The organism is Xanthomonas massiliensis (assembly GCF_900018785.1).
Lineage (GTDB): Bacteria > Pseudomonadota > Gammaproteobacteria > Xanthomonadales > Xanthomonadaceae > Xanthomonas_B > Xanthomonas_B massiliensis.
Window position 1 is genome coordinate 1,334,450 of sequence record NZ_FCOY01000006.1, and the last position, 22,349, is coordinate 1,356,798.

A 22,349-nucleotide genomic window follows, 5' to 3' on the forward strand; every position below is an offset into this window, starting at 1 on the left:
CGGGAAAATCCCGGGCAAGTCCCCGCTCATCGTTTTCGTGGATGCTGCCCCTGCCCCTGCCCCGGCTGCGCTCGTCCTCGCGCCGGGGCATCCGCCGGGGAGCGCGCCACGCCCCCGCGGGGAACCGGGCCTTCCGTACGGGCAGGGAGATCGCGACGTTCCTCAGCGCCCGACCACCGGCAATTCGACGTAGCTGGCCGCCTGCGGCGTGTGCCAGATCCGCTGCGTGGCCTTTTGGTAGTCGCCGGGCTTGGCGAAGAAGATGTTGGGCACGTAGGTCTGCGGGTTGCGGTCGTACAGAGGGAACAGCGAGGACTGCACCTGCACCATGATCCGGTGGCCGGGCTGGAACGTGTGGTTCACCGCCGGCATCTCGAACCGGTACGGCAGTGCCTCGCCGGCGGCCAGCGGCGCCGGGTGCTCGAAGCTCTCGCGGTAGCGGCCGCGGAACATCGACAGCGACAGCGCCAGTTCGTAGCCGCCCATCTCCGGGCGCGCCGGGTACTCGTCGGGATACACGTCGATCAGCTTGACCACCCAGTCGCTATCGCTGCCGCTGGTGGAGGCGAACAGGTGCGCCTGCGGGATGCCCGCCACCTTCATCGGCTCGGTCAGCGGTTCGCTGACGAAGGTCAGCACGTCCGTGCGCCCGTCGACGAAGCGCTGGTCCTCCACCAGCCAGGCCTGCCAGGCGGGGCGGTCGGCCGCATCGATCGGCCGCGGCCGGTACGGCACCGGCTTGGCCGGATCGGAGACGTATTCCTCGTAGGCGCTGCCCTGCCCGTCCGGCGCCTTGAACGACAGCGTTTCGCCGGTGCCCAGGTACAGCGGCCGCGACTGCGCCGGGCAGCCCTGCGCACAGCTCTGCGGCCAGCGCGCGTAGCGGTCCCAGCGGTCCAGGCCGGTGTCGTAGATCAGCACCGGCGGCGTGTCCGCCGGCGGGGCATCCTTGAGGTACTGGTCGAAGAACGGCTTGAGCACGTCGCGGCGGAACTTGTAGGCGGTGTCGCCGTCCCACTTCAGCGCGCCGAGGCTGCTGCCGTCGTAGTTGACCTGGCTGTGGCGCCACGGCCCCATCACCAGGAAGTTGCGGTGGTTGTCCTTGTCCTGCGGCTCCATCGCCAGGTAGGTGTGCTGCGCGCCCCACATGTCCTCCTGGTCCCACAGGCCCTGGATCCACATGGTCGGCACCTTCAGCGGCCGCTTGGCCATGATCCGGTCCAGCGCCTGGCCCTGCCAGAAGGCGTCGTAGGCCGGATGCTCGGAGATCTTGTGCCAGAACGGCAGCTGCTCCAGCCCGGCCGCGCGCGCGAAGTCGCCGGCCGAGCCCGCGCGCAGGTAGTTGCTGTAGTCGTCCAGGCCCGCGCGCGCGATGCGGCCGCCCTTGCGGTGCGCCGCGGTCTGGCCGACGAAATAGTCGAGCATGGTCTGGCGGAAGGCGCCGTAGCTGAACCAGTCGTCGCCCATCCAGCCATCGACCATCGGGCTCTGCGGCGCGGCCGCCTTCAGCGCCGGGTGCGGATCGGCCAGCGCCATCACCACGGTGAAACCGGGATAGGACGAACCGATCATGCCGACCTTGCCGTTGCTCTCCGGCACGTTCTTCACCAGCCAGTCGATGGTGTCGTAGGCATCGGTGGCGTGGTCCACGTCGCTGTCGTTGAGCGGCCCGCGCAGCGGACGGGTCATCACGTACTCGCCTTCCGAGCCGTGCTTGCCGCGCACGTCCTGGTACACGCGGATGTAGCCGTCCTCCACGAACACCGCATCGCCGACCGGCAGCACCGCCTCGCGCCTGCTCGAATAATTGCGCGAGGCGTTGCCTGCGGCGTCGTACGGGGTGCGGGTCAGCAGGATCGGCGCATGGCGGGCGCCCTTAGGCACGACGATCACCGTGTAGAGCTTGGTGCCGTCGCGCATCGGGATCATCACCTCGCGCTTGTCGTAGTCGAAGCCCTGCTCCGGTGCCACGAAGGCCTTGCCGGTGATGTCCGGCGTCATCGTCGGGGTCTGCTCCTGCGCATGGCCGGCGGCCCCCAGGATGGCCCACAACGATAGGGACAGCGGCAGGAGGCGGGCTCGGCGCAGGCGCATGGGAAGGCTCCGTGGATGAAGGAGCTGCAGTCTAGCCGGCGTGGCGGCGCGGTGCGGCGCCGGCCGCGGGTGGGCGCTGGCCGGGCGCTACCCGCTTCACACCGGCTGGCGCGTCTGCCCTTCCCCGTGCACCACGAAACGCTCCACGGTCAGTGCCTCCAGCCCCATCGGCCCGTAGGCGTGCAGGCGCGTGGTGGAGATGCCGATCTCCGCGCCCAGGCCCAGCTCGCCGCCGTCGGAAAAGCGCGAGGAGGCATTGACCATGACCACCGCCGAGCGCAGCGCGTGCACGAACGCGCGGGCGTTGGCCGGGTCCTGGGTGGCGATGACCTCGGTATGGTCCGAGCCGTAGCGGCGGATGTGGGCGATGGCCTGCTCCAGCGAATCGACCACCTTGACCGCGATCACCAGGTCGAGGAACTCGGCGGCGTAGTCGTCCTCGCCGGCCGGCGCCACGTCGGGCACCAGCGCCCGGGTGGCGGCATCGCCGCGCACCTCGACGCCGCGCGCGCGCAGCGCGGCGACCGCGCCGGGCAGGAACGCCGCCGCCGCATCGCGGTGCACCAGCAGCGTCTCCAGCGAATTGCACGCGGCCGGGCGCGACACCTTGCCGTCGATCAGCAGGTCGAGGGCGACCTTGCGGTCGGCGCTGGCATCGACGAACAGGTGGCACACGCCCTTGTAGTGCTTGATCACCGGCACCCGCGCGTGCTCGGCGACGAAGCGGATCAGGCCCTCGCCGCCGCGCGGGATGGCCAGGTCGACGATCTCGTTCAGCTGCAGCAGTTCGAGCATGGTCTCCCGGCGCAGGTCCTGCACCAGGGTCAGCGCCGCTTCCGGCACGCCGGCGGCGGCGATCGCGCGGCGCAGCGCGGCGGCGATGGCGACGTTGGAATGCAGGGCTTCCGAGCCGCCGCGCAGGATCACGCCATTGCCGGCCTTGATGCACAGCGCGGCCGCGTCGGCAGTGACGTTGGGCCGGGCCTCGTAGATCATCGCGATCACGCCCAGCGGCACCCGCACCTTCTGCACGCGGATGCCGTTGGGGCGCACGTAGTCGCGGGTGACCTGCCCGACCGGATCGGGCAGCGCGGCCACCTCGCGCAGCGCACCGGCGACGCCGGCCAGGCGCTTGGGATCGAGCCGGAGCCGGTCGAGCATGGCGCTGCCGGTGCCCTTGGCGGCAGCCGCCTCCAGGTCGCGCGCATTGGCCGCCAGGATCGCATCGGCATCGGCCAGCAGCGCGCCGGCCATCGCCTCGATCAGCGCGCTGCGCGCCTCGGAGGAAAGCTGCGCCAGGGCCTGGGCCGCGTCGCGGCACTGCAGGGCCAGGGTCTTGATGTCGCTCATCCGGGATTTCCCATGCGCTGCCCGGTCGTCGCGGGCCATGTGCGCATGATAAGGGCAATGCGGGCATCGCCGTGCCCGCGTCCGCCGGCGTGCAGGCAACCCGAGCGCCCCGTCGCCTTCACCGGCTCGCCGCCGGGCGTGCGGACGTGGCAGGCGCGCGCGTCGCGACCTGGGCCAGGGTGGCCAGGGCACGGCTCCTGCGATCGTCGTCGCCCCAGCGCTGGGCGGCGATCGCGGCGGCCGGCGTGGCCCGGCTGATCGCCGCCGCGGTGTCGCCGTCGGCGCGCGCCAGGGCCGCCTCCAGCCAGGCCGCATCGATCGCACTGGTCGCGTAGGCCGGCGCGTCGATCCGGGCGTTCAATGCCTGCAGCCGTGCAAGCACGTCGCGCGCGCCGGCCCGGTCGCCGGTTGCCAGGCGCGCCTGGCCCAGTCCGGACAGCACGTCCCCGCGCACTCCCGTCAACGGCAGATCGGGATGCCCGTCGAGCGCTTCGTCGGCTTCCCGGTACAGCTGCAGCGCCTGGCCGACCTGGCCACGACGCGCCGCCAGCCGCGCCTGCAGGTCCAGCCCCTGCAGGAAATTGCCGACCGCCCAGGCATGCCCGCTGGCGGCACGTTCGCGCAGGCGCGGCGCCAGCCCGGCCAGCATCGTGCCGGCTTCGTCCAGCCGGCCCAGCTCGATCATGGCCTCGGCCAGCGACACCTGGGTGCCATCGTGGAAGTCGGGCGACTGCGCGGCGAAGGTCTTCGAGATCGCCAGCGCCCGCTGCATCGCCTGCGCCGCGTCCCCGTAGCGCCCCAGCTGCATCAGGGCATCGCCGAAATAGGCCAGCAGGCCCGCCAGCCCCGGGCCGTTGCCGTCCAGCACCCGGTCGTAGTCGGCGATGATGGTGCGATACAGGGCAACGGCCCGGGCCGGATCGACGCGGATCGTCACCAGCGCCTGCACGAAGCGGTAGTAGATCAGGGCCGGGTCGTGGCCGCCGTAGAACGCCGTCGCCCGCGCCAGCGCATCGCCGGCACGCGCGCGCGCCTGCGCATCGTCCCCGGCGACCGCCAGCGCCATCGCCTGCGCGGCCAGCGCCTGCACTTCCAGCTCGCGGTCGGGCGCGGCCTGGGCATGCAGTTCGGCCAGGATCTGGCGCAGCTGCTCCTGGATCTGCGCGACCGGCATCTGCCGCACCGCCAGCTCCGAATACATCTGGTTGATCCGGACCCGCAGGATCTCGTCGGGCTCGGCACCGGGGGATTGCCGCAGCAGCGCGATCGCCTCCTTGTCCACCTGCGCGGCCGAGGGCAGGTCGATCAGCATCGAATAGGCCCGGCCCAGCGCCGCGAGCACGCGCGCGCGTTCGAGCGTGCCCGCCGGGTAGCCCGCCTGGAGCCGGCGCGCCTGTCGCAGCACCGGCAACGCCTTGTCGCCGCGGTCCAGGGCGTTGTAGGCCCGGCCGATCGACAACAACAACGGCACCCGCACCGCCGCCGGCATGGCGGTATCGCCCTGCAGTTCGGCGACGCCCTTGTCCAGCATCTCGGCCACGGTGATGCGTTCGCCCCGGCTGCGCGACGGGTCGGCATTCTCGAACAGCTCGCTCATGAAGCCGGCCAGCGCCTGGGCCTTGTCGCGCTCCTGCTCGGCCAGGCGCAGCTGGCTCTCGCGCTCGATGCCGAAACCGGCCAGCAGCATGCCCAGCGCCAGCACCGCCGCGGCCGCGCCGCGATGCCGCTTCAGGTAGAGCCGCGCCCGGTACCAGGCCGCCCCGCGCCGGGCCTGGACCGGCAACGACTGCAGGAACCGCTCCAGGTCTTCGCCGAGCGCCGCGGCGGTGGCGTAGCGATCGCCCGGGGCGGTGCGCATGGCCTTGAGCACGACGGCGTCGATGTCGGCGGGAATGCGATAGCCCGGGACGGCCGCCGCCGGGTCACGCGCGTCGCGACGCCGGCTCGGCGGCTGCACCCGGCCGGTGACGATGGCGTTGGACAGGGCCAGCGGCGATTCCTCCGCGGCGAACGGGAGCAGGCCGCTGACCAGCTCGTACAGCACCGCGCCCAGGGACCAGATGTCGCTGGCGGTCGTCAGGGACTCGCCGAGCACCTGTTCGGGGCTGGCATAGGCCAGGGTCAGCGCGCGCTGGCCGGCGGCGGTGCGCAATGCTGCCTCGCCGCCCTCCTCGGCCAGCAGCCGGGCGATGCCGAAATCCAGCAGCCTCGGCTCGCCGCGCGCGTCCACCAGGATGTTGGCCGGCTTGATGTCCCGGTGCACCACCAGGTGCTGGTGCGCGTACTGCACCGCCGCGCAGACCTTGGCGAACAACCCCACGCGCCGGGCCAGCGACAGCCCCTGCTCGCGGCAATAGACGTCGATGCGCTGGCCCTGCACGTATTCCATCGCCAGGAACGGCTGGCCGTCGGCGGTGCTGCCCGCATCCAGCAGGCGGGCGATACGGGGATGGTCCAGTCCCGCCAGGATGCGGCGCTCGTCGGCGAAGTGGCGCAGCACCTCGGGGCCCGGCTCGCCCGCGCTGCCCACCAGTTTCAGCGCCACCTGCTGCACCGCGCCGCCGACGTTGCGTTCGGCCAGGTACACCACGCCCATGCCGCCCTGCCCGAGCCGGCGCAGGATGCGGTAGTCGCTGGCGGCCGCGGCGACCACCTGCGCGCCGCTGCGGTCCGGTGCCACGTAGGCGTTCCACGTCGGCGGCGGCAGGGTCGATTCCGAATCCAGCGCCTGCAGCAGCCATTCGACCTCCCGCCTCAGGGCGTCGTCGCCGGCGCATTCGCGCACGACATGGGCCTGCCGGTCCTCCGGCGGCAACGCGTCGGCGGCCGTCGCGATAGCCTTTGCCCGCAGGTAGCGGGCCTGCACCGGATCCACGTCATCCATGCCGGCGCCGCCGTGCCATGGCGCGCATCGCGCGCGGTCGCCGCCCATGGCCGGCATGGTTCCGCACCCGGCGTGTCCGCCGGTATCCGTGGTCGCCTCCCCCTGACCGCACCTGCCTCTCCCCCCGGAATCGGTACGACCGCCGGCCGCCTTGGCCGGTCCGCTACAACAGCACCAAGTCGTCGCGATGGATCACGTTCTCGCCGTAGTTGTACCCCAGCACCGCCTGGATGTCGCGCGAGTGGTGGTGGGCGATGCGGGCGATGTCGCGGGCGGAATACTGGACGATGCCGTGCGCCAGGCGGCGCTCGCCGGCATCGTCCCGGCACGCCACCGCGACCATGTCGCCACGGCGGAACTCGCCTTCCACGGCGACGATGCCCCCGGGCAGCAGCGAGGCGCCCTTCTCCGCCAGCGCGCGCGCAGCGCCGGCATCGACCACGACCGCGCCCGGCTCCAGCGGCGCGTGGCGCAGCCAGTACTTGCGCGCGGCGATGCGGCTGTGCGCGGCGCGGATGCGGGTGCCGCGCAGGCGGCCCTGCGCCAGCGCGCGCACCGTATCGCCGTCGCGTCCGTTGAACAGGAAGGTGTCGATGCCGGCCTCGCCGGCCTTGATCGCCGCCTCCAGCTTGGTGCGCATGCCACCGGTGCCGGCGCGGCTGCCGCTGCCGCCGGCCATGGCCAGCACCTGCGGGGTCAGCTCGGCCACCTCGTCCACCGGCCGGGCCTGCGGGTCGTGGCGCGGATCGGCGGTGTACAGGCCGGGGATGTCGGTGGCGATGAACAGCGCATCGGCATCGACCAGGGCGGCGACGATCGCGGCCAGGTTGTCGTTGTCGCCGAGCTTGAGCTCGTCCACCGAGACGGTGTCGTTCTCGTTGACCACCGGCAGCGTGCCCAGCCGCAGCAGCTCGGTCAGGGTGGCGCGGGCGTTGAGGTAGCGGCGCCGGTTGCGCAGGTCGTCGTGGGTGAGCAGTACCTGCGCCACCGGGCGCTCGAAGAAGCGCTGCCACAGCGCGATCAGCTGCGCCTGGCCGAGCGCGGCCAGGGCCTGGCGCGCGGCGATCGCGGCTTCGGCGCTGCCGGCGTGGGGCAGGATCGCGCGCCCGGCGGCGACTGCGCCGGAGGACACCACCACCACCTCGCGCCCGGCCAGCAGGCTGGAGGAGACGAACTGCGCCAGCCCCAGCGCGTAGCGCGGCGACAGCCCGCCGCCGTCGGCGGCCAGCAGGCTGCTGCCGACCTTGAGCACCGCGCGCCGCCACGGCGGCAGCGGCTGTTCGGCGAAGCCGGCGGGGGCGTCAGTGTTCATCGGCTTGCCATCCGCCGCAGCAATGGAATGCGTGCCGGCGCAGGCGGCACCTGCGGGCGCTTCATCGGCGCGTGTTCCATTCGTGGACAGTGAGGTCGGAACTGCCGTGGATCGCCAGCGGGTCGGCCGCCACGATGGCCTTGGCTTGCTCCAGGCTGCCTACGTCCTTCAGCAGGTAGGCCCCGCCGCTGCCATCGCTGAAACCGCCGGTCAGTTCCAGCAATCCGCGCGTGCGCAGGTCGTCGAGGAAGGCCAGGTGCGGAGCGACCACGGCGGTATCGAAACCGGGTTTGCGCATGGCCAGGACCAGGTAGTGCGTCATCGTGCTGTGTCCTTCATGGGGATGATTCGCCGCTGCAGTTCGTTGCGCTCGTCGTTTCCGCGCGGAGCCTGTCTCCGCGATGCCTCTTCGTCACATTCGGAATTCCCGAATCCCTTCTCCTGTTTCGGGGCCATGGCCCCGCAAGCGGGGGAAGCGAACGGGCTCAGCGGAGACAGGCCTTCCACGGAGACGACGATTCCATTTCCAGGCGAGCCGGATCATGTTTCATGCGAGCCGAATCACGCCAGGGCCTGCCAGCGCGCGCGCAGCGCGTCCAGGCGCAGGTCGGCGGCCGCGCCGGGCGAGACCCGGGCGGCCAGGCTGCCTTCCGGCGTCCTGCCGTCGCCGGCATGGGCGGCGCCGGCGGCGGCGGCCCTGTAGGCCTCGCGGAACGGCACGCCGGCCACCGCCGCCTCCACCGCCACGTCGGTGGCGTACATGCCCGAGTCGATCGCCGCGCGCAGCCAGTCCTGGCGCCATTCCAGGTTGGCCAGCAGCGCCGGCAGCAGCTCCAGCGCCGCCAGGCCGCGGTGGAAGCCGTGGAACAGCGCGCCCTTGCTGTTCTGCAGGTCGCGCTGGTAGCCCGACGGCAGCGACAGCAGCTGCTCGATCTCGGTGCGCGCGGCCGCCACGCTGGCGTGGGTGGCGCGCATCAGCTCGATCACGTCCGGGTTGCGCTTGTTGGGCATGATCGAGCTGCCGGTGGTGTACTGCGCCGGCAGCGCGACGAAGCCGAACTCGGCGCTGGTGTACAGCGACAGGTCCCAGGCGATGCGGCGCAGGTCCAGGGTGGCGCTGCCGAGCGCCTCCAGTGCGGCCAGCTCGAACTTGCCGCGCGAGAGCTGGGCGTAGATCGGGCTGACCTGCATGCGCGCGAAGCCGAGCGCGGCGGTGGTGTGCTCGCGGTCCAGCCCGAGGTTGACGCCGTAGCCGGCGGCGGTGCCGAGCGGATTGGCGTCGATCAGCTTCAGCGTATCGGTGGCGCGCACCGCATCGTCGATGAAGGCCTCGGCCCAGCCGGCCCACCACATGCCGGCCGAGGACACCACGGCGCGCTGGATGTGGGTGTAGCCGGGGATCGGCAGCGTCGCCTCGGCCTGGGCACGGTCGAGCGCGACCTTGGCGATCTCGCGCGACAGCGCCGCGACCCGCGCCAGCCTGTCCTTCAGCCACAACCGGGTGGCTACCAGGATCTGGTCGTTGCGGCTGCGGCCGGTGTGGATCTTGCGGCCGGCATCGCCCAGGCGCTCGGTCAGGCGCGACTCGATCGCCGAGTGGCAGTCCTCGTAGCGCTCGTCGAGCACGAAGGCGCCGCTGCGGTAGTCGGCGGCCAGCGCGTCCAGCTCGCGCAGCAGGCCCGCCAGCTCCTCGGCCGAGAGGATGCCGATGTGCTGCAGGCCCTCGGCGTGCGCCTTGCTGGCGGCGATGTCGTAGAGGAGGAACTCCCGGTCCAGGATCACGTCGTCGCCGGCCAGGAAGGACTGGATCTTCGCGTCCACCTGCACGCCGGGTTTTTGCCAGAGAAGTTCGGCCATCGTTATCTCGCTTCGGGCGGCCAGCGCCGCCGGTCGTATTGCGTTGGGAAGGGGCGCGCTGGGCGCGGCTCAGGCCGCGTCCAGCGCGATGCCCACGGTCTCGTCCAGGCCCAGCGCGCGGTTGATGTTCTGCAGCGCCTGCGTCGCCGCGCCCTTGAGCAGGTTGTCCAGGGTGGCCACCACCACCACGCGCCGGTTGCCCGGGGCCAGGGTGAAGCCGCCGACCTCGGCGCCGGGGCGCCCGGCGATGCGGCTCACCCACGGCGCCTCGTCCACCACCGCCACCAGCGGCTCACCGGCATAGCGCGCGCGGTAGCGCTGCTCCACCTGCTCGCGCGTCAGCGGCCGCTGCAGCCACAGGTTCACGGTCATGGTGATGCCGCGGAAATGCGGCGCCACGTGCGGCATGAATTCCACCGGGGTGTGCAGGTGGGTGGACACCTCGCGCTCGTGCACGTGGTTGGCCAGCGCGTACGGCATCAGGTTGTCGTGCAGCAGCTCGGGATTGTTGCGGTCCGAGGGCGTGGTGCCGGCGCCGGAATAGCCGGACACGCCGAAGCACTGCGGCGGGCCGGCCAGCTCGTCCAGCAGCGGTGCGATCGCCAGCTGCATGGCGGTGGCGTAGCAGCCCGGGTTGCTGATGCGCCGCTGGCCGGCGTAGCTGTCGCGGGTCAGCTCGGGCAGGCCGTAGTACCAGCCCGCATCGAAGCGGTAGTCCGCCGACAGGTCCACGATCAGGGTCTGCGGCGCGGCCTGGTCCAGCGCCTCCACGTAGGGGCCGGCCTTGCCGTTGGGCAGGGCCAGGATCACCACGTCGGCGCCCTTGGCGGCGACCGCGGCCGGGTCGAGGTTCTCGTAGCGCAGCGGCCCGGCGTAGGCGGGATTGTGGTCGGCCACGCACTGGCCGGCCAGTTCGCGCGAGGAGACGAAGGCCAGCGCCAGGTCCGGATGGCCGGCGACCAGGCGGATCAGCTCGGCACCGGTATGGCCGCGGGCGCCGACGATGCCGACGGTGAAGGGGGTAGTCATGCGTGTTGCTCCAGGCGGAAGCGCAGGTTCGCCTTCACGGCCCGCCATTCCGTATCGAGGATGGAAAAGACCACGGTATCGCGCAGGCTGCCGTCGGCGTGGCGCTTGTGGGCCCGCAGCACGCCGTCCTGCTTCGCCCCGAGCCGGGCGATGGCCGCGCGCGAGGCATGGTTGAACCAGCTGGTCTCGAAGGATACCGCGGCACAGCCCAGCGCCTCGAAGGCATGGCCGAGCAGCAGCAGCTTGGCCTCGGTGTTGATGCCGCTGCGCTGCACCCGCGGCGCATACCAGGTGTAGCCGATCTTGAGGTTGGGCACCGCCGGCTGCAGGTCGTAGAAGCGGGTGCTGCCGACGACGGCGCCGTCGCGATCGAGCACCGCGAACGGCAGCGCCGTGCCCGCATCGCGCGCGGCCAGCGCCGCGTCGACGTAGTCCTCCACCTCCCCGGGTGCCGGCACGTTGGCGTACCACAGCCGCGACAGCGCACCCTCGCCCAGCGCCCGGCGCAGCCCCGGCGCATGCGCGGCGGCGAGCGGCACCAGGCGCACGCCGCCGCCGGCCAGGTCCGGGACCTGCCGCCAGGCATCGGGCACGGGAACGGCGCGCGCCACGGCTCAGCCCACCAGCGTCGCTTCGTGGCCGCCGGCGTATTCCACGCAGCGGCGGATCTGCTCGAAATCGTCCAGGCCGCACCAGAACGTCTTCCACTTGGCCTGCTTGTAGCAGCCGTCGGAGACCGAGTAGTAGAAGATGTTGACCTGGTTGTTGTGGCGCGAGCGCCAGAACAGCTGCGGCGTCTCGGCGCGCATCACGTTCCACACCGCCCGGCCCAGGCCCTCGCCCTGCGCCTCGTCGGAGACGGCGAACTTGTCCATGTACGGCACTCCGTCCACGTCGGCCAGGATGATCGCGGTGCGGTAGTTCTCGCTGACGTACACGCGCAGCAGGCGGGTGCGCTCGAAGTAGTCGTCCACCAGCCGGCGGCCGAAGCTCGACTCGATCAGTGCCCGCAGCCGCGGCAGGTCCACCTGCTCCCAGCGATCGAAGCAGCACACCCGCTCGCCCAGGCGCACCAGCGTGCCCGAGCCCTTGTGGGTGAACAGCTCCTTGGCCAGGTCGGCCGGCCGGGTGATCGACACCGACGACTCCAGCGGCAGCCCGTCGAGCAGCGACTTGATCTGCTCCAGCTTCACCCGCATGCCGCCGTTGATCCACGGCTGCGCCATCAGGTGGTCGTACTCGGTGGACAGGTTGATCGAGTCGATCACCTTGCCCTTCTCGTCCAGCAGGCCGCCGGTGCCGGTGAGGAAGATGATCTTGTACGGCTGCACCGCGCGCACCAGTTCGGCGGCGGAGAAGTCGGCGTTGACGTTGAGGATCTGGCCGCCGGCGGTCTCGCCGAGGCTGGCGATGACCGGGATCGAGCCGGCGTGCAGGCTGGCCTCGATCGGCGCCAGGTTGACCGAGGTCACCTCGCCGACCAGGCCGTAGGTGTCGCGGTCCAGGTACCGGGCCTCGAACACGCCGCCGGTGATCGAGGTGGCGCGCGCCCCGGCCGCCTGCAGCGCCTCGACCAGGCGCAGGTTGGAGGCCTGGAACACCTTGCGCACGATCGCCAGCGCCTCCGGCGAGGTCACCCGCAGGCCGTTGACGGTGTGCTTGTCGATGCCGGCGGCGGCCAGCTCGGTATCCAGCTGCGGGCCGGCGCCGTGCAGCACGATCGGGGTCAGGCCGACCTCCTGCAGGAAGGTCAGCGAGGAAGTCAGCGACTCCAGGTCGTCGCGCAGCACCGCGCCGCCGACCTTGACCACGGCGAAGCGCTTGGCGTCCAGCTGCGAGAAGCGCTTGAGGTACTGGCTGATCTCCTTGGCGCTGGCCATGCTGGAAAGCAGGCGCACGATGGTCTGGCGGGTGTGGCGTTGCGGGGCGGGAAGCGAGGTCTTGATGTTCATGGTCGTGTGCGGCCGCGCGCTCAGGCGCCGGCGTTGATGATGCGGTTCACCGACTCGGCGTAGCGCTGCAGCTGCTCCAGCGTGACGAACTCGTCGGCGGTGTGGGCCTGGGCGATGTCGCCGGGGCCGTAGACGAAGGCGGTGTAGCCGCCGGCCGAGAACAGCGAGGCCTCGGTCCAGAAATCCACCGCGTTGCCGATCGGCAGGCCCAGCTCGTCGGCGACATCGCGCGCGGCCAGGCGCCGGTCCTCGGCCCTGGCGATGTCCCCGGACGGCAGGCTCGGGCCGCGGAAGGTCTCGACGAACTCGGCCGCGGCCGGCTCGGCGAAACCGGCGAAGGTGGCCAGCAGCGCGTCGTTGTCCATCGACGGCAGCGGCCGGAAGTTGAAGCGCAGCTCGGCGGCCGGGGCGATGACGTTCGCCTTGATCCCGCCCTCGATGCGGCCGATGTTGAAGCGCAGCCCGGTCAGCCCGCCGAAGCGCGCATGCGCCAGCGATTGCACGTGGTCCAGCGCCCTGCCGCCCCAGCGGATCGCCTGGTGCAGCGCGCTGGCCGCCGGGTCGAGCGCGGCCGACGCATGGCCGGCGGTGCCCTTGAAGCGCATCAGCACCGAGCTGATGCCGCGATGCGCCAGTACCGCCTCGCCCATCGTCGGCTCGGCGACCACCACCGCCTCGTAGGGCTGCGGGCCGCGCGCCAGGAAGGCGGCGATGCAGCGCGGATCGTTGGCCTCCTCGTCGGAGGAGAACAGGAACGCGGCATCGCCGGTGCCGGCGTTGGCCGCCGCGATCAGCGCCGCCGCCGCGCCCTTGATGTCGCACACGCCCAGCCCGACCACGCGGTCGTCCAGGCGCCGCATCGCGTGCGGGTCGGCGCTCCAGGCCGGCGAATCGGGCACCGTGTCCAGGTGCACGTTGAACAGCACCTTCGGCGCGCCGCGTACCGCGTACAGGCTGACCGCGCCGGCACCGTGGTCGATCACCTCCACCGCGAACCCCGGGAGGTTCGCGCGAATGTAGTCGAAGATGCCGCCCTCGGCGGCGATGGCGCGCGGCGGGTTGCGGGTGTCGAAGGACACCAGTTGCCGCAGGTGCGCGAGCGTGTTTTCGAGCAGATCGGTCATGGGGAAGTCACGCGGCCGCGCTGGCGGCCTGCTGGTAGAGGTCGGGATGCATTACTTCCATCAGCGACTGCGGCTGGGCCGGGGCGGCGAAACCGTACCGGGCATACAGGCCGTGCGCATCGAAGGTGGCCAGCATGAACCGGCGCAGCCCCTGCACTTGCGGATGGGCCATGATCGCCGCCACCAGCTGCTTGGCGTAGCCCTGCCCGCGGTGCGCCGGCAGCACGAACACGTCGGACAGGTAGCCGAAGGTCGCGCCGTCGGTGATCACCCGGGCGAACGCCACCTGGCCCACCCCGTCGAGGTAGCCGCCGAAGCACAGCGAGCCGGCGATCGCCCGCTCGACCGTGTCGCGCGGGATGCCCCGGCTCCAGTAGGCCTCGGTCGAGAGGAACCGGTGGACCAGGTCCACGTCCAGCTCGTGCTTGTCGGTGCTGATGCGCAATGTATCCATGGGTTCCATCGGCAAAAGCCCTCCCCTTCCGGGAGAAGGCGCCCCGGAGGGCGGACGGGGGGTCCGGACGCGGCCTCGTGCAGTGCATCGCCCGGGGATCATGCCCGGGCGGTTCTCCCGGACATGCGCGCTGCGTCCATCGGTGCCGCTGTCGCTCGCCTTGCCCCCCCTCACGGAAGGGCAAGGGGCGGGCGGCGTCAGCGGTTGACCTGGGCGTACAGGGTGGAGCTCATGCCGAACAGCTTGATGAAGCCCTCGGCCTCCTCCACGCCCCAGTCGGCCGACTGCGCGTAGGTGGCGCCCTTGGCGTTGAGGATGTGCGGGGACTTCACCGCCACCGCATCGACGCGACCGCCGCGGGTCTCCAGCGTGACCTCGCCGCTGACCTGGGCCTGGGACGACTTCAGGAACGCCTCCAGGTCGGTCTTGAGCGGATCATGGAAGAAGCCTTCGTACACCAGCTCCACCCACTTGCGCGCCACCTCCGGCTTGAAGCGGTTCTGCTGCTTGGTCAGCACCGCGTCCTCCAGGGCGCGGTGCGCGGCCAGCAGCGCGACCAGGCCCGGCGCCTCGTAGACGATGCGGCCCTTCAGGCCGATCACGGTGTCGCCGGTGTACACGCCGCGGCCGACGCCGTACTGGCCGAACAGGGTGTTCAGCCGGGCCAGCAGCTTGGCGCCCTCCAGCGGCTTGCCGTCCAGCTCCACCGCCTCGCCCTGGACGAACTTGAGGGTCACCGTCAGCGGCTCGACCGGCCAGGCGCTGCGCGGCGCGCACAGCGCACGGGCGCCCTCGCCCGGGGCTTCCCAGCGGTCGATCTCGCCGCCGGACAGGGTCACGCCCAGCAGGTTCTCGTTGATGGTGTAGCTCTTCTGCTTGGTGCGCACGCCGAAGCCGCGCTCCTCCAGGTACTTCTGCTCGTAGGCCCGGGTCTGGGTGTGCTCCTTCTGGATCTCGCGGATCGGCGCGTGGATCACGTAGTCGCCCTGGGCCTTGATCGCCAGGTCGAAGCGCACCTGGTCGTTGCCCATGCCGGTGCTGCCGTGGGCGACGGCGTTGGTGCCCAGCTCGGCGGCGCGCTTGAGCGCGGCATCGACGATCAGGTAGCGGTCCGAGACCAGCAGCGGGTACTGGCCCTGGTAGCCCTCGCCGGCCCACACGAACGGCTTGACGAACCCGTCCCAGATCGCGTTGCCGGCGTCCACGGTGACGTGGCTGGCCGCGCCCAGCTCGGCGGCGCGCTTCTCGATGTACTCGCGCTCCTCGGCGTCCACGCCGCCGGTGTCGGCGAACAGGGAGTGCACGTTGTAGCCCTGCTCCTTCAGGTAGGGGATGCAGAAGCTGGTGTCCAGGCCGCCGGAGAAGGCGAGCACGACGTCTTTGCTCATGGCTGTGTGTCCTAGGGAAATTGGGGGGAGGGAATCAGGGGGAGGAAGACGATGCGGCGGCCACGATGACCGGTTCGCAACGGACGGGGAAATTGACCGAGTGGGCAATGAAGCAGGCCTGGTGCGCCGCCTCGTGCAGCACTTCGGCCAGCAGCGGATCGCCGCCGGCGATCGTCACCTGCGGCCGCAGCACCGCCTCGGTGAAGTGCCTGCGCTGGCCGGCGGCATCCAGGCTGGCCTCGGCCCGGTCCACGTAGCCGGTCACCACGAGCCCGGCCTCGGCGGCCAGGTGCAGGTACCAAAGCATGTGGCACGAGGACAGCGAGGCCAGCAGCAGGTCCTCGGGGTTGTGCCGCGCCGGGTCGCCGAGGAACGCCGGATCGGCCGAGCCGGCGATCTCCGCCTTGCCCTCGACCGCGACCGTGTGCTCGCGCCCGTAGGCACGGTAGTCGCGCGTGCCCTGGCCGCGATCGCCGGTCCAGCGGATGCAGGCGCGGTAACGGTGGAGATCGGCGGCCATGGCTGCGCTCAACCCTCGCGCTGCTGCCCGACCAGCGCGGCCATCACCGCCTTCTGCACGTGCAGGCGGTTCTCGGCCTCGTCGATGGCGATGCAGGCCGGCGAGTCCATCACCGCGTCGGTGGCCTTGACGTTGCGGCGCAGCGGCAGGCAATGGCTGAACACGCCGTTGTTGGTCAGCGCCATCTTGGCCTCGTCGACGATGAAGTGCTTGTACTGGTCGCGGATCGGTTTTTCCGGCTCCCAGTTGCCGAAGTACGGCAGCGCGCCCCAGCTCTTGGCGTAGACCACGTCGGCGCCGGCGTAGGCGCTGGGCACGTCGTGGCTGATCTGGAAGCTGCCGCCGTTCTCGGCCACGTTCTGCTCGGCCCAGCCGATGTAGCGCTCGTCGAGGATGTAGTCGGGCGTGGGGCACAGCAGGGTCACGTCCATGCCCATGCGCGTGGCGATGGTCAGCGCCGAGTTGGCGACCGCGGTGTTCAGCGGCTTGGGGTGGTAGGTCCAGGTCAGCACGTACTTCTTGCCGCGCAGGTCGGACGTGCCGAAATGCTCCTGCAGCGCCAGCACGTGCGCCAGCTCCTGGCACGGGTGGGTGATGGTCTCCATGTTGATCACCGGCACCGGCGAGTACTTGGCGAAGGACTTGAGCACGAGGTCCTGGCGGTCGTAGGCCCAGTCCTTGAACTTGGGGAAGGCGCGCACGCCGATCAGGTCGACGTAGCGGCCCAGCACCCGGGCGACCTCGGCGATGTGCTCCTCGGCCTCCCCGTCCATCACCGTGCCCAGCTCGAACTCGATCGGCCAGGCATCCTTGCCCGGCTGCAGCACGATGGCGTGGCCGCCGAGCTGGAAGGCGCCCAGCTCGAAGCTGGTGCGGGTGCGCATGGACGGATTGAAGAACACCAGCGCGATCGACCGGCCCTTGAGCTCCTCGCCCAGCCTGTTGCGCTTGAACAGCGCCGCCTGCGTCAGCAGTGCATCGATCTCGCCCCGGCTCCAGTCCTGGGTGTTGAGGAAATGCTTCAATGACATCGGTCGATCCTTTGCTGCATGGCCGCTGCGGACAGCGGGGCGCGGAATGCGCATTTCTTTACGGTTGCAACCAAACGCCGGCGCCAGAACGAAAAAACCCAGCCGCTGGCTGGGTCTTCGGAAACGGACGGCACGACGCTCCGGTCACCCAGCGATGCTGTGGGGTTCCGGTCGGCGCGCACGCGAGGTCATGCCCGAGGCGAGGCGGGCGGCGCTGTCTGCGTGCGGGAAGATGGTGGCGTTCATCGGACGCGCATCCTCGCACGCGGGCGCGGCGCGCGCAAGCAGGCAAGCCTCAGCGCGGCGGCACGATCACCGCGTCGGGCACGTACGGCGCGACGGTCACGCGCACGCGCAGGCGGTTGCCGGGATCCTCGGGCAGGCGCGAGCGGTACTTGGTGCCCTTGTAGACGTAGTCCACGTCGTAGGCGATGGGCCGGCGGAACTCGCGGCCGATCTCCACGATCCGGCAATTGCGTGGCGTGCCGCTGGCCGGCGGCGGCGGTGGCGCCGGCTCCGGCGCGGCCGGGCGCCCGCCGAACCAGCCCTTGACGGTATCCACCGCCCGCGACAGGCGGCCCTCGTCCTCGCGCGGCGCCGGCGGCGGCATGCCGCCGCGCGGCGGCGCCGGCGGGGGATCGCACTGCTCCTCGGTGCGGCTGGCGCGCAGGGTCTGGTAGACCGGCTCCACGTTGAGCACCTGGGCGTAGTCGAACTTGACGTTCTCCACCACGATCACCCGGTTCTTGCCGGGATCGCCGGCGTCCTGCGCCGCCGCAAGCGGCGACGCCAGCAGGCTGGCCAGCATCCAGGGATGGAAAGAGCGCATCGTGAGGAGGGTCGAATTCAAGTGGGCAAGTGTAGGCCGGACGGCTTGCGACCGGCTGAACGTCCGCAGGGACGGCAGCTAGCCGGTAGAATCTGCCGGTTTCCGCTGCCCTGCCGCCGATGAGCCTGCGCCTGCACAACAACCTGACCCGCCGGGTCGAGGCATTCTCCCCGCTGGACCCCGCGGCCGGGCCCTCCCTCTACGTGTGCGGCCCCACCGTCTACAACTACGTGCACATCGGCAACGCCCGCGGCCCGGTGGTGTTCGGCGTGCTGGCCGCGCTGCTGCGCCGGCGCTACGGCAAGCTGCGCTACGCGCGCAACATCACCGACGTGGACGACAAGATCAACGCCGCGGCCAGGGCCCAGGGCGTGCCGATCTCGGCCATCACCGACCGCTTCGCCGCCGCCTATCGCCAGGACATGGCCGCGCTCGGCATCGTCGGCGACTTCGCCCCGGACATCGAGCCGGCCGCCACCGCCCACATCGACCAGATCGTGGCGATGATCCAGGCCCTGCTCGATTCCGGCCACGCCTATGCCGCCGAAGGCCACGTGCTGTTCGCCGTGGACACGTTCAAGGACTACGGCAGGCTGTCGCGGCGCAACCCCGAAGAGCTGCTGGCCGGCGCGCGCGTGGACGTGGCCCCGTACAAGCGCGATCCGGGCGACTTCGTGCTGTGGAAGCCGTCCACCGACGACCTGCCCGGCTGGGATTCGCCGTGGGGCCGCGGCCGCCCCGGCTGGCACATCGAATGCTCGGCGATGGCGGCCGCGCACCTGGGCCAGACCATCGACATCCACGCCGGCGGCGTGGACCTGCAGTTCCCGCACCACGAGAACGAGATCGCGCAGAGCGAGTGCGCCCACGGCGGCGCCACCTTCGCCCGGTTCTGGCTGCACAACGGCATGCTCAACTTCGGCGGCGCCAAGATGAGCAAGTCGCTGGGCAACATCGAGACCGTGCACGACCTGGTCGCCCGGCACCCGCCCGAGGCGCTGCGCTACGCGCTGCTGAGCGCGCACTACCGCCAGCCGCTGGACTGGTCCGACGCGCTGATCGGGCAGTCCAGGAACACCCTGGACCGGCTGTACGGCACCCTGCGCGACCTGGCCGACGTGGACGCCGAGCCGATCGTGCCCGAGGCCATCGAGAACGCCCTGGACGACGATCTCAACACGCCGCTGGCGCTGGCCGAGCTGGCGCGCATCGCCGCGGAAGCGCGCAAGGCCGGCGCCGCGGACGAACGCGCCCGGCTCAAGGCCGCGCTGCTCGGCGCCGGCCTCGCCCTGGGCCTGCTGCAGCAGGATCCGCAGGCCTGGTTCCAGGGCACCGACGGCGCCGACGACGCCCGCATCCAGGCGCTGGTGGACGAACGCGGCGCGGCCAAGCAGGCGCGCGACTTCGCCCGCGCCGACGCCATCCGCGACCAGCTCGCCGCCGAGGGCATCGTGCTCGAGGACACGCCGCAGGGCGTGCGCTGGGCGAGGAAGCGCGCATAGCCCCGATCGCGCCGGTGGCGGCCGCGCACCCGGGCCCCCGCCCCGGGCCGCCCGCGCCACCCGATGCGCCGGGCGGCGCCGCGGCACCGCAGGCGCAGCCACAGGACCGAACGACACGATGACCGACACTCCCGATTTCCCGCTCGAACCCACCGCCGCGCAGGCCCAGGCCGCCATCGCCGAGGAATTCGCCTTCTTCGGCGACTGGTCCGAGCGCTACCAGTACCTGATCGACCTGGGCCACAAGCTGCCGCCCTTCCCCGAGGCGTGGAAGACCGAGGAGCACCGCCTGCTCGGCTGCCAGTCGATGGTGTGGATCGTGCCCGAGGGCGATGCCGACCGGCTCGTGTTCCACGCGGTCAGCGACTCGACCATCGTCTCCGGGCTGATCTACCTGGCCCTGCGCGTCTATTCCGGACGCAGCGCCAGGGAGATCCTGGCCACCGAGCCGGAATACCTGGCCACCGTCGGCCTGTCCAAGCACCTGTCGCCGACCCGCAGCAACGGCGTGGCGGCCATGCTCGCGTTCATCCGCGATACCGCCCGCGAGAAACTGGCCCCGTGAGCACGCCCCCTCCGAGCGCGGGCGGCCTGCGCACCCTGATGGCGCACCCGGGCTTCTCGCTGCTGCTGGGCTACCGCGTTCTGGCCATGCTGTCCTACCAGATCGTCTCGGTCACGGTGGGCTGGCACATCTACCAGATCACCCGCAACCCGCTGTCGCTGGGCCTGATCGGCCTGGCCGAGATCCTGCCCTACTTCTGCATCGCCCCGTTCGCCGGCTACCTGGTGGACCACCTCCCCAAGCGCCGGCTTGGCGCGCTGTCCACGCTGGGCCTGGTGGCCACCGCCGTGGTCCTGCTGGCGGTGGCGCGCGGCTGGCTGCCGGTGCACGGCACCTGGCCGATCTACGCCGCCATCGCGCTGACCGGCATGGTCCGCTCGTTCCTCACCCCGATCTACAACACCCTGTTCGCCAAGGTGCTGCCGCGCCAGGACTTCGCCCGCGGCGCCAGCATCGGCAGCGTGTTCTTCCAGGCCGGCATGGTGGTCGGCCCGGCGCTGGGCGGCGTGCTGGTCGGCTGGGGCGGCAGCGCCACGGCCTACGCGGTGGCGATGGTCGTGGCGGTGCTGGCCGGCGCCTCGCTGCTGGCCCTGCGCGTGCACGATCCGGCCGGCAGCGGTGCGCGCGCGCCGGTACTGCGCAGCATCGCCGAGGGCGCGCGCTTCGTGTTCTCCAACCAGATCATGCTCGGGGCGATGGCGCTGGACATGTTCTCGGTACTGCTGGGCGGCGCGGTGTCGATGCTGCCGGCCTTCATCCGCGAGATCCTGAACTACGGCCCGGAGGGCCTGGGCATCCTGCGCAGCGCGCCGGCGCTGGGCTCGATCCTGGTCGGCCTGTGGCTGGCGCGGCGCCCGCTGCAGCGCAACGCCGGGCGCACCCTGATGCTGGCGGTGGCCGGCTTCGGCCTGTGCACGGTCGCCTTCGGCCTGTCGCGGCACTTCTGGCTGTCGGCGGCGATCCTGCTGGCCTACGGCATGTGCGACGGCGTCTCGGTAGTGGTGCGCCAGACCATCCTGCAGTTGGCCACGCCGGACGAGATGCGCGGCCGGGTGTCCTCGATCAACGGCATCTTCATCGGCTCGTCCAACGAACTGGGCGCCTTCTACGACGGCGTCATGGCCCGTGCCCTCGGCCTGGTGCCGGCGGTGGTGCTGGGCGGCTGCATCACCCTGGCGGTGGTCGCCATCACCGCGATGAAGGCGCCGCGCCTGCGCCGGCTGGACCTGCGCGAACTGCAGTAGGACCCGTGCCGCCTCCCCACGGCGAGCCCGGTGCCTGGACAGGAAAAAGCCCCGCCGAGGCGGGGCTTTTTTCGTCGGGCGACGCCGGGAAGGCGCCGGCGGTGCCTACTCGCCCTGCTGCTTCTGCAGGTGCTCCCAGCGCTCCTGGGCGTCGAGGGTGCGCTCGGCGGTCAGGCGCGCCTCCAGGCGCTCCAGGCCGATGTCCTCGCCGGTATCCACGCAGTAGCCGTAGTCGCCGGCGTCCAGGCGCTTGAGGGTGCTGTCGATCTTGCCGATCAGCTTGCGGTAGCGATCGCGGGTACGCAGTTCCAGCGAGTTCTCGGTCTCGCGGGTGGCACGCTCGGCCTCGTCGCCGATGTCCCGGACCTCCTCGCGCAGGTTCTCGATGGTCTGCTTGGACTCCTCGACCAGGTCGGCGCGCCACTTGAGCAGGCGCTGGCGGAAGTACTCCTGCTGCAGCGGATTCATGTACTCCTCGTCCGGGGACGGCTTGTAGCCGGGCGGGAGGATGGGACGTCCGGTGACCTCGTCGGTCTTGTACTCCACCACCTTGTACTTGGTACGCGGGGCGGGAGCCGACTGGCGCGCGGTCACGGCAACGGCCACCTTGCCCGTCGGCCGGCTGGCCACGGAAGGGGTCTTGCTCTTGGCGGGCGTGGAAGCGCTTGATTTCACTGCTGGCACGGTATTCCTGACTTGCGGGGTGTTGGTTGGCGCGACCGATGCCGCGGCGGCCGGCTTCTTGTGCACGGCCGGAGCATGGGCCGCGGTCGCGGACTTCTTCGCCGGCGCGACCGCCGCCGGGGCCTTGGCCGGCGCGTGCGGCCTGGCCGGGACCGGCTTGGCGTGGGCGGTCTTGGCGACCGTGGGCTTGGCCGGGGACGTGGTCTTCTTGGCCGGGGCGGCGCTCTTGCGTGCGGGCACCTTGCCCGCCGGGGCGGCTGCCGCCTTCGTCGCCGTCTTCTTGGCGGCGGGCTTCTTGGCCGGCGCCGCCTTCGCGGCAGGCGCCTTGGCCGCCTTGTGCACGGCCGGCGCCTTGGCCACGGGTTTCTTGACCACCTTCTTGGAGACAGGCTTGGCGGGTTTCTTGGCGGCCGGATGGGCCTTGTTTGCAGGTTTTTTAGCAGCCACGAATCGCTCTTCCTTGGTTCCTCCCGGGGGCCGGGAAAGCGGGCCTTTATAGCCTACCGTCACCCCAGCGGCAACCGCGTCAC

The 22,349-nt window shown here is 71.4% G+C and carries 19 protein-coding genes; 3 read left to right on the top strand and 16 right to left on the bottom strand.

Going from position 1 to position 22,349, the window contains the following annotated elements; translation table 11 throughout:
• Positions 1-162 precede the first annotated feature (162 nt).
• The 15 genes from BN3794_RS08960 to BN3794_RS09030 form a co-directional block, all read right to left on the bottom strand.
• Entirely contained in the window at positions 163-2,094 is a 1,932-nt protein-coding gene (locus BN3794_RS08960) for a CocE/NonD family hydrolase (RefSeq protein WP_066096254.1), read from the bottom strand.
• A 96-nt stretch (positions 2,095-2,190) separates the two neighbouring features.
• On the bottom strand, positions 2,191-3,444 hold the full coding sequence (locus BN3794_RS08965) for a glutamate-5-semialdehyde dehydrogenase (protein ID WP_066096257.1): 1,254 nt from the start codon (positions 3,442-3,444) through the stop codon (positions 2,191-2,193).
• Positions 3,445-3,562: 118 nt separating this feature from the next.
• Positions 3,563-6,328, bottom strand: a complete 2,766-nt coding sequence (locus BN3794_RS08970) for a serine/threonine-protein kinase (RefSeq protein ID WP_160330909.1) — start codon at positions 6,326-6,328, stop codon at positions 3,563-3,565.
• Between the two features lie 163 nt (positions 6,329-6,491).
• Positions 6,492-7,640, bottom strand: coding sequence for a glutamate 5-kinase (proB, locus tag BN3794_RS08975; protein WP_066096263.1), 1,149 nt, complete (start codon positions 7,638-7,640; stop codon positions 6,492-6,494).
• Between the two features lie 61 nt (positions 7,641-7,701).
• On the bottom strand, positions 7,702-7,962 hold the full coding sequence (locus BN3794_RS08980; protein ID WP_066096266.1) for a YciI family protein: 261 nt from the start codon (positions 7,960-7,962) through the stop codon (positions 7,702-7,704).
• Between the two features lie 239 nt (positions 7,963-8,201).
• Positions 8,202-9,497 carry an argininosuccinate lyase gene (gene argH / locus BN3794_RS08985; protein WP_066096268.1) on the bottom strand — a complete coding sequence of 432 codons (1,296 nt, stop codon included), beginning with the start codon at positions 9,495-9,497 and terminating at the stop codon, positions 8,202-8,204.
• Positions 9,498-9,566: 69 nt separating this feature from the next.
• Complete coding sequence (argC, locus tag BN3794_RS08990; RefSeq protein ID WP_066096271.1) at positions 9,567-10,526, bottom strand: N-acetyl-gamma-glutamyl-phosphate reductase; 960 nt, start codon at positions 10,524-10,526, stop codon at positions 9,567-9,569.
• Entirely contained in the window at positions 10,523-11,119 is a 597-nt protein-coding gene (locus BN3794_RS08995) for a GNAT family N-acetyltransferase (protein WP_425476712.1), read from the bottom strand. Before BN3794_RS08995 ends, argC begins: the two co-directional genes overlap by 4 nt.
• 21 nt (positions 11,120-11,140) lie before the next feature.
• Positions 11,141-12,478, bottom strand: coding sequence for an acetylglutamate kinase (locus BN3794_RS09000; protein ID WP_066096277.1), 1,338 nt, complete (start codon positions 12,476-12,478; stop codon positions 11,141-11,143).
• A 20-nt stretch (positions 12,479-12,498) separates the two neighbouring features.
• On the bottom strand, positions 12,499-13,602 hold the full coding sequence (locus tag BN3794_RS09005; RefSeq protein WP_066096280.1) for an acetylornithine deacetylase: 1,104 nt from the start codon (positions 13,600-13,602) through the stop codon (positions 12,499-12,501).
• 7 nt (positions 13,603-13,609) lie between these two features.
• Entirely contained in the window at positions 13,610-14,065 is a 456-nt protein-coding gene (locus tag BN3794_RS09010; RefSeq protein WP_066096283.1) for a GNAT family N-acetyltransferase, read from the bottom strand.
• A 188-nt stretch (positions 14,066-14,253) separates the two neighbouring features.
• Positions 14,254-15,444 carry an argininosuccinate synthase gene (locus tag BN3794_RS09015; protein ID WP_066096286.1) on the bottom strand — a complete coding sequence of 397 codons (1,191 nt, stop codon included), beginning with the start codon at positions 15,442-15,444 and terminating at the stop codon, positions 14,254-14,256.
• Positions 15,445-15,478: 34 nt separating this feature from the next.
• Entirely contained in the window at positions 15,479-15,964 is a 486-nt protein-coding gene (locus BN3794_RS09020; protein WP_066096288.1) for an OsmC family protein, read from the bottom strand.
• A gap of 8 nt (positions 15,965-15,972) precedes the next feature.
• Positions 15,973-16,995 (bottom strand): N-acetylornithine carbamoyltransferase, encoded by a 1,023-nt coding sequence (locus tag BN3794_RS09025; protein ID WP_066096291.1) that lies wholly within the window; start codon positions 16,993-16,995, stop codon positions 15,973-15,975.
• A gap of 295 nt (positions 16,996-17,290) precedes the next feature.
• Positions 17,291-17,824, bottom strand: a complete 534-nt coding sequence (locus BN3794_RS09030; protein ID WP_425476704.1) for a hypothetical protein — start codon at positions 17,822-17,824, stop codon at positions 17,291-17,293.
• Between the two features lie 119 nt (positions 17,825-17,943).
• On the opposite strand from BN3794_RS09030, the gene cysS reads away from it, so the two are divergent.
• The 3 genes from cysS to BN3794_RS09045 all read left to right on the top strand — a co-directional run bounded on the left by cysS (position 17,944) and on the right by BN3794_RS09045 (position 21,135).
• A complete protein-coding gene (gene cysS, locus BN3794_RS09035; protein ID WP_066096296.1) occupies positions 17,944-19,326 on the top strand; it encodes a cysteine--tRNA ligase in 1,383 nt (460 codons plus the stop codon).
• Positions 19,327-19,444: 118 nt separating this feature from the next.
• Positions 19,445-19,891: a SufE family protein gene (locus BN3794_RS09040; RefSeq protein ID WP_066096299.1), complete on the top strand. Its 447-nt coding sequence runs from the start codon at positions 19,445-19,447 to the stop codon at positions 19,889-19,891.
• The gene (locus BN3794_RS09045; protein WP_066096301.1) at positions 19,888-21,135 is read left to right on the top strand and encodes an MFS transporter; all 1,248 of its coding nucleotides are present in this window, start codon (positions 19,888-19,890) and stop codon (positions 21,133-21,135) included. The genes BN3794_RS09040 and BN3794_RS09045 overlap by 4 nt, the downstream gene beginning before the upstream one ends.
• Positions 21,136-21,240: 105 nt before the next feature.
• Here the strand turns inward: BN3794_RS09045 and dksA are convergent, their stop codons facing one another.
• Positions 21,241-22,266, bottom strand: a complete 1,026-nt coding sequence (dksA, locus tag BN3794_RS09050) for an RNA polymerase-binding protein DksA (RefSeq protein WP_066096303.1) — start codon at positions 22,264-22,266, stop codon at positions 21,241-21,243.
• Between the last annotated feature and the right edge of the window lie 83 nt (positions 22,267-22,349).

Bases quoted from the DNA above. Each gene is read 5' to 3' on its own strand.
- BN3794_RS08960 (WP_066096254.1), bottom strand. From the start codon at position 2,094: ATGCGCCTGCGCCGAGCCCGCCTCCTGCCGCTGTCCCTATCGTTGTGG.
- BN3794_RS08965 (WP_066096257.1), bottom strand. From the start codon at position 3,444: ATGAGCGACATCAAGACCCTGGCCCTGCAGTGCCGCGACGCGGCCCAG.
- BN3794_RS08970 (WP_160330909.1), bottom strand. From the start codon at position 6,328: ATGGATGACGTGGATCCGGTGCAGGCCCGCTACCTGCGGGCAAAGGCT.
- proB (WP_066096263.1), bottom strand. From the start codon at position 7,640: ATGAACACTGACGCCCCCGCCGGCTTCGCCGAACAGCCGCTGCCGCCG.
- BN3794_RS08980 (WP_066096266.1), bottom strand. From the start codon at position 7,962: ATGACGCACTACCTGGTCCTGGCCATGCGCAAACCCGGTTTCGATACC.
- argH (WP_066096268.1), bottom strand. From the start codon at position 9,497: ATGGCCGAACTTCTCTGGCAAAAACCCGGCGTGCAGGTGGACGCGAAG.
- argC (WP_066096271.1), bottom strand. From the start codon at position 10,526: ATGACTACCCCCTTCACCGTCGGCATCGTCGGCGCCCGCGGCCATACC.
- BN3794_RS09000 (WP_066096277.1), bottom strand. From the start codon at position 12,478: ATGAACATCAAGACCTCGCTTCCCGCCCCGCAACGCCACACCCGCCAG.
- BN3794_RS09005 (WP_066096280.1), bottom strand. From the start codon at position 13,602: ATGACCGATCTGCTCGAAAACACGCTCGCGCACCTGCGGCAACTGGTG.
- BN3794_RS09010 (WP_066096283.1), bottom strand. From the start codon at position 14,065: ATGGAACCCATGGATACATTGCGCATCAGCACCGACAAGCACGAGCTG.
- BN3794_RS09015 (WP_066096286.1), bottom strand. From the start codon at position 15,444: ATGAGCAAAGACGTCGTGCTCGCCTTCTCCGGCGGCCTGGACACCAGC.
- BN3794_RS09020 (WP_066096288.1), bottom strand. From the start codon at position 15,964: ATGGCCGCCGATCTCCACCGTTACCGCGCCTGCATCCGCTGGACCGGC.
- BN3794_RS09025 (WP_066096291.1), bottom strand. From the start codon at position 16,995: ATGTCATTGAAGCATTTCCTCAACACCCAGGACTGGAGCCGGGGCGAG.
- BN3794_RS09030 (WP_425476704.1), bottom strand. From the start codon at position 17,824: ATGCGCTCTTTCCATCCCTGGATGCTGGCCAGCCTGCTGGCGTCGCCG.
- cysS (WP_066096296.1), top strand. From the start codon at position 17,944: ATGAGCCTGCGCCTGCACAACAACCTGACCCGCCGGGTCGAGGCATTC.
- BN3794_RS09040 (WP_066096299.1), top strand. From the start codon at position 19,445: ATGACCGACACTCCCGATTTCCCGCTCGAACCCACCGCCGCGCAGGCC.